The organism is Brachybacterium sp. FME24 (assembly GCF_014897705.1).
GTDB lineage: Bacteria > Actinomycetota > Actinomycetes > Actinomycetales > Dermabacteraceae > Brachybacterium.
Genome location: NZ_JABUXV010000028.1, coordinates 40,768 through 46,767 on the forward strand (window position 1 = coordinate 40,768; position 6,000 = coordinate 46,767).

The 6,000-nt window shown below is 65.8% G+C and carries 5 protein-coding genes; 4 read left to right on the top strand and 1 reads right to left on the bottom strand.

Going from position 1 to position 6,000, the window contains the following annotated elements; all coding sequences use genetic code 11:
• The first annotated feature begins 57 nt into the window (after positions 1-57).
• The gene (locus tag INT51_RS20900) at positions 58-813 is read left to right on the top strand and encodes a MerR family transcriptional regulator (protein WP_193107347.1); all 756 of its coding nucleotides are present in this window, start codon (positions 58-60) and stop codon (positions 811-813) included.
• Positions 814-903: 90 nt separating this feature from the next.
• Positions 904-1,629, top strand: a complete 726-nt coding sequence (locus INT51_RS20905; RefSeq protein WP_193107348.1) for a CPBP family intramembrane glutamic endopeptidase — start codon at positions 904-906, stop codon at positions 1,627-1,629.
• A gap of 339 nt (positions 1,630-1,968) precedes the next feature.
• Here the strand turns inward: INT51_RS20905 and INT51_RS20910 are convergent, their stop codons facing one another.
• Positions 1,969-2,658 (bottom strand): hypothetical protein, encoded by a 690-nt coding sequence (locus tag INT51_RS20910; protein WP_193107349.1) that lies wholly within the window; start codon positions 2,656-2,658, stop codon positions 1,969-1,971.
• Between the two features lie 107 nt (positions 2,659-2,765).
• Between INT51_RS20910 and INT51_RS20915 the strand changes: the two genes are divergently transcribed.
• Positions 2,766-4,538, top strand: a complete 1,773-nt coding sequence (locus INT51_RS20915) for a hypothetical protein (protein WP_193107350.1) — start codon at positions 2,766-2,768, stop codon at positions 4,536-4,538.
• A 70-nt stretch (positions 4,539-4,608) separates the two neighbouring features.
• Entirely contained in the window at positions 4,609-5,934 is a 1,326-nt protein-coding gene (locus tag INT51_RS20920) for an ISL3 family transposase (protein WP_193107351.1), read from the top strand.
• Positions 5,935-6,000: the final 66 nt, after the last annotated feature.

Consider the following 6,000-nt stretch of genomic DNA (forward strand, 5'->3'; position numbering starts at 1 on the left):
CATAGTTTCTACTTGGGGTCACGCGCCCACGAAGCTAGTCCGAGGAGGTAGTCCGACATGGGTTGGAGCACCCAGCAGTTAGCCGAACTCGCCGGCACCACGCTGCGGACGGTCCGTCACTATCACGAGGTCGGCCTACTCGAGGACCCTCCCCGAAGGGCGAACGGCTACAAGGAGTACCAGGTGCGCCACCTCGTGCGCCTCCTGCAGATCCGCCGGCTGGCGGGGCTGGGGATGTCCCTGGAACAGATTGCAACTCTGCCCGTTGCGGGGTCCGACCCGCTCGCGGAGCTCGAGGCGATACACGATGACCTCGCTCAAACGATCCAGAAGCTGGAGGAAGCGCGCGCTGACATCGCTGCCGTTCTTGAGCACGGCGAGGGTGCAACGCTGCCCGCGGGCTTCAGCGCCGTCGCGGGCGGACTCACCGATGCCGACCGATCTCTCGTGACCGTCTACTCCAGCGTATTCACGGACGATGCCATGCGCGGCTTCCGGGAGATCCTCCCGCGTGAACTTACAGACGTGGACCGACAGTTCTCAGAGCTGACGGAAGACGCCGATGTGGAGACGCGGATCCGGCTCGCGGAGCGCATGGCTCCTGGCCTGCGTGCTTTGTACGCCCAGCACCCCTGGCTCACCGACCCCGCTCCGAGTCCCGCAGTGGGCTCACATGAGACTCTGCGCAGCACCGTGGACCAGGCGATGACGGAGCTGTACAACCTGGCCCAGATTGAGGTCGTCTACCGGACGCACCTGCTTGCGACAGACCAGCGCGATGACCGGCTGCAGCAGCCAGAATCCCGTGGCTGACGTCGGATCTGAATTCACAACTGGAGCCGTAAGTTGCGCCTTTGCGCCCACGACCCGCAGTACTTTAGCGATTAGTTTAGGAGAACTTTCATGAGTGTCATCAAGTCCGCTGAGAACACCCCCGTGGATCCTCGAGAGGATCTCCGCCGACCCGGCTGGCCGGAGATCATCATCGGTGTTGCAGTCGCCTTCTTGCTCCTGTCGATCACCCCTGTGGTCTCCGGTCTACTGCCGGACGCTGACATGCGAAATCGCGGTTTGCTGCTCATGTGTTGGTCTGTGGTCGTCCCCTTCGCGGGATTCACAGCGGCAAAGCTTGTCCGGAGCCGCCCGTTGACCGATTTCGCCATCCGTGCGACGACGCGGCGCTGGCTTCTCGCAGCCGTCGGAATCGGAATCGCGGCATTCCTTGTAAAGGGTGTCGTAAACATGGCGATCATGACGCTTACGGGTTTCGAGGAGAACGCCCAGTCGGCGTTCTATGACTCGTCCAGCAGTGGTCTGCTCCCCCTCGTGGTCATGGTCGCGACTGTCTCGCTCCTGGTGCCCATTGGCGAAGAGTTCCTCTTCCGTGGCGTCCTGATGAGGGGGCTGCTCCGCTACGGTGCGGTGGTCGCAGTCCTGGGGAGCACCATGGTGTTCGCCGTGTTCCATGGAATCAACATGGCTCTTCCCTCAGCCTTTGTGGTCGGACTCGTTGCGGCGGAGGTCACTCGTCGTTGCGGCTCGATATGGCCGGCCGTCGTGATCCATGTCGTCAACAACCTCGCGGCGCCGGTGTTCGTAGTCCTCGGTGGCGCCTCCGCCGTAGGCTGATCGCCCTTGCCAGTCCAAGCAGGTAGCGCGTCTCTCTCCCGAGCCGATGTCCCATGCAACGCTGTTCTGGCCCGAACCTGCGTCTGGTTCGCCCGAAGCGGCTGTTCTCCGTCCCAGAGATAGTTACCTCGGGAGTGTGACCTTGACGGCGCCATTTCACCTCGCTGCGAAGGACCGCTTTCCACCCCCAACTGAAGCCCGTCGTTGTCGCCCGGATGAGGCGGCGATGGAGCGTCGTGCCGAGGCACAAAGTGCAGGTCATCCACGTCCGCCGACGACATACAGACGGGATGTCCGGTTCTACTTCAGGGCCGACGACCCCCTGCTCCGTTGACGCGGTCAGATGTCGTGTTGACCCTCGGTGGCAGCGGTGCCGCGGTAGTCCTCGTCGGTGAGTGCTGCGGTGAAGATGTCGGGGTCGATGATCTCGTGCGGCACAGGCCGTCCGTCCTCGACGGCGGACGCGTGGGAGAGCCAGCCGTACATCATCGACAGCGGGAACTCGCCGTCGCTGCCGCAGTAGCTGCGTCGGCGCCACAGGGCCCACAGGACGATCGACTGGGCGATGTCTGCAGTGATCGCGTCTCGACGTTGTTCGGTGCTCTGGCGAAGCTCGGTGAGGGCGAACTGTCCGTCTTCGCTGCTGGCGGCGCAGGCAGCCATGACACGGGCAGCGCCGGGCGGCATCGGGTCGGCGATGGCGATGAGGTTGATGTCGAGCAGGAGCCGATCGCGGTCCCATTCGTCCTCGTCATCGGGCACGAAGGTCACGTCGCTCCCGTCACGGAAGGTGCCGAAGCCCGGGTGCGGGGTCCGCCAGGGGTCCGAGGGCGGCAAGGTGTCGAGGATCGTGGCCGTCACGCCGGTGGCCCAGGCGATGGTGAAGACAGGGGTGCGGCGGGTCCATTCGCGGAAGCGGCGGTCGATGTCGACGCGGGTTGCCATGGGTACGAGGGGGTCGTGTGCGGCGGCGGCCCACTGCGCGAACGCGCGCCGGCGCGAGGTTGCTTCCTCGCGTGTGATCTCCATGGTTCCGCCTGTCGTCCGCTCGAACTGCATTCGTTCATCGTTCCATGTCTGCCTGGGCAAACGAAGCCGGATGCACTTGATTCGCGGCACCTTGGCATATAACCAGTATGAGCAACTCACTCGCGGTCATCGGACTGCCCCATGTGCGCGACGCGCTGGCGAGCTTCCGGTTCGACGTCGTTTCCGGCGACGGGTTTCCCGACACGTCCCGGCGGATCCGTGACGCGGCGGCCACCTCGCCGCTGCCCGTCCTGATCGAAGATCATCAGCAGATCGGGCTCGAGCCGCTGATCTCCCGCCTGCCCGAGACAGCTCCCGTGGTGATCGTGCGCGGGGCGGAGCCGATCCTTGGAGAGACGCGTAGTTCGATCCCGGTGGCGTCGAGCCTGGGCGAGTATCTCGGAGCACTCGGCTTCCACGATCTTGACCCGGCGCTGCAGGGCATCCGCGTCGAGGCCGACGGCACGATCCCCCAGCCTCTGCCCGAGACGCCCGCAGTCAGGCAGCAGGGCAACGACTCCACCACGACCGAGCCCGGCTCGTCTGATCGGGCGCCTGTCGAGCCCGTCGAGGACTGGCTGAACGATGAGGACGACGATGCCGCGCACCCGGCGCCGCCCCTCGCAGAGTCTGCGCCCATCACCAAACGCGCCGCAGCGCAGTCGGCGCTGACGGACTGGCTCGAGGATTCCGCCGACGATCCCGAGCCCGCGGCAGCGCTGTCGGACGGCTCGGAAGCGGACGATGAGGAGGAGTTCGACGGGTTCCACTCCCCCACCCCGCAGCAAGGCTCGCGCAGTCCCCGGGTCGAGTCGGAACTGGATGAGAGCGTGCCGGTGTTTCCGGGCAGGCGTCGGATCGCCCTGCCGACCTTCGACACCGTCACCGACTCAGCGCCGATCACCGATCCGGAGCCGCAGCTCGATCCCCTGGACGAGGAGCTCTTCGACGACCTCTCCGACAGCCTCGAGGGGCCGGGCGTCGAGGACGAGGTCGATGCCGATACCGCACTGGATGACGTCACCAAGGCCAGTGCCACCAGACGCAGCCGGCGCAGCACCGCCCCCGCCGAGGTGATCGGCTGCCTTTCCGGGAAGGGCGGGGAGGGCAAGTCCACCCTCGCGCTGGCATTTGCGCAGGCGGCCGCCGAGATCGGGGGCAAGTCGGTGTGCCTGATCGACGCGAACCGTGCCCAGGGCGATCTCGGCCTGTACCTGCGGGTACGGACCACCGATCTCCCCTCGATCTACGACGCCGTCATGATCGGAGACCTCGCCTCAGCGATCCTCTCCCCCGACCAGCTGAACCAGGCACGGCAAGGCCGCGGCGATCACCTCGCGTTCTCGTTTGTCCAGGCGCCCCGCCCGGTCAAGGGCAGCGAAGATATCTCTGCGGAGATCGCTACGGTCACGGCCGAGCACTACACCGAGGTCCTCCAGATCGCACGGGCCCGATTCGACCTGGTCATCGTCGACACCCAGATCACCGAGGGGCTGGACACGGCCGGCGTGATCGACCGGGTCGTTGCGCCGCTGCTGGCGCGCGGGGGCTACGGGGTCGGGATCTGCGAGCTCACTACGCCAGGGGTGGAGAACCTGCTCGTGGCTATGGAGTCGCTTCGTCAGCACGGCGCCGAGGCGACGCGGATGATGTCGATCGCGAACAAGGTCCGGCCCTCGATCACCGACTACGGCAAGCTGCCGCAGCTGCTGGGCAGGGACTCGTCGTGGAAGGGCGCGATCCACTACGACGACCGCATCTACGACGACCTCGTCGCCCGGCGCATCCCCTACGCGGTCCCGACCCTCTACGGCGTTGTCATGGATGTGCTTCTCTGGCTCTTCAGAGTTGAGTGTGGGTGCGCCGGTGGTGCGGGGTAGCTGGTGGTAGGCGTCGAGGTCCCGGATGATGAGCGGACTTCTACCTCTGCTCGCACCAAGGACCTCGACGATGCACAACCATAGTTGCGTATGCCCTGACGCGCTCGATCGCTGTGGGAGATGCGATCTTCTCCTGGACTTCCCCGGCCTTCACCTGATCGCGGTCTCGCAGGCTCCATCAGGCCTGATGCTCGAGGTGGAGTCCTGCGATCCGGTCACGGGCTGCCCTGGCTGTGGAGTCATCGTGACTGGTCACGGCCGTGTGATGGTCGAGATGATCGATGCGCCCTGGGCCGGCAGGCCGGTGCGGATCCGGTGGCGGAAGCGCCGCTGGATCTGCCTCGAGGACATCTGTCCCGTGGCGACGTTCCTCGAACAGGATCCCGAGGTCTGCGCACCGCGGGGACTGTTGAGCATCCGTGCGGTTCGGTGGGCGATCAGCCAGCTCCGCCGTGAAGGAGCGACGATCCAGGGCCTGGCCCGGCAGCTCGGCACCACCTGGAACACGCTCTGGTCCCAGGTCCAGCCCGTCCTGACCCTGGCCGCCGAGGACCCGTCCAGGTTCGAAGGAGTGCATGTCCTGGGCGTGGACGAGCATGTCTGGCATCACCGTGATCCTCGCCGGCGTGGTCCGAAGGAACTCACCGGGATGGTCGATCTGACGCGCGGCCCCCACCCGACCGCGAGGCTTCTCGATCTCGTCCCGGGCCGATCCGGGACGGTTTATCGCAACTGGCTCGACGAGCGGGGCGAGGAGTTCCGGCAAAGTATCGACATCGCGACGCTGGATCCGTTCCAGGGATACAAGAACGCGATCGATGACCGCCTCGAGGATGCCACCTGTGTACTGGATGCGTTCCACATCGTGAAGCTCGGCGGGGCTGCGATCGACGACGTCCGCCGCCGGATCCAGCAGGAGACCCTCGGCCACCGCGGCCGCAAGGGTGATCCTCTCTACGGGATCCGCCATGTTCTCCGCGCCGGCCGAGAACGCTTGACGAGCAGGCAACAGGTGCGTCTGGCCAGCGCTTTCGACGCCCATCCCGCTCACATCGAGGTCGAGGTCGCCTACCACTGCGTCCAGGACCTCCGAGACGTGTTCCACCAGCCCACACCCGCCCGGGGTCGTCGACTGGCCGAGCAGCTGATCGAGAAGCTGCCATCGTGCCCGATCCCCGAGATCGCGCGGCTCGGGAAGACGCTACGCCGCTGGAAGACCGCGTTCCTGGCCTACTTCGACACCGACGGCGCGAGCAACGGCGGGACAGAGGCCGTCAACGGGATCATCGAACTCGGCCGCCGCATCGCCAGAGGGTTCCGCAACTTCGAGCACTACCGACTCCGCATGCTCCTCATCACCGGCGGTCTCGACGCCTCACCCCACACTCAACTCTGAAGAGCCTTGCGGGCTCATCGCATCTGAGGGTGTAGCTGGTTTCTGAAGCCGCCTGATTCGAGGAGA

Coding starts and splice junctions, on each gene's coding strand:
- INT51_RS20900 (WP_193107347.1), top strand. CDS start 58: ATGGGTTGGAGCACCCAGCAGTTAGCCGAACTCGCCGGCACCACGCTG.
- INT51_RS20905 (WP_193107348.1), top strand. CDS start 904: ATGAGTGTCATCAAGTCCGCTGAGAACACCCCCGTGGATCCTCGAGAG.
- INT51_RS20910 (WP_193107349.1), bottom strand. CDS start 2,658: ATGGAGATCACACGCGAGGAAGCAACCTCGCGCCGGCGCGCGTTCGCG.
- INT51_RS20915 (WP_193107350.1), top strand. CDS start 2,766: ATGAGCAACTCACTCGCGGTCATCGGACTGCCCCATGTGCGCGACGCG.
- INT51_RS20920 (WP_193107351.1), top strand. CDS start 4,609: ATGCACAACCATAGTTGCGTATGCCCTGACGCGCTCGATCGCTGTGGG.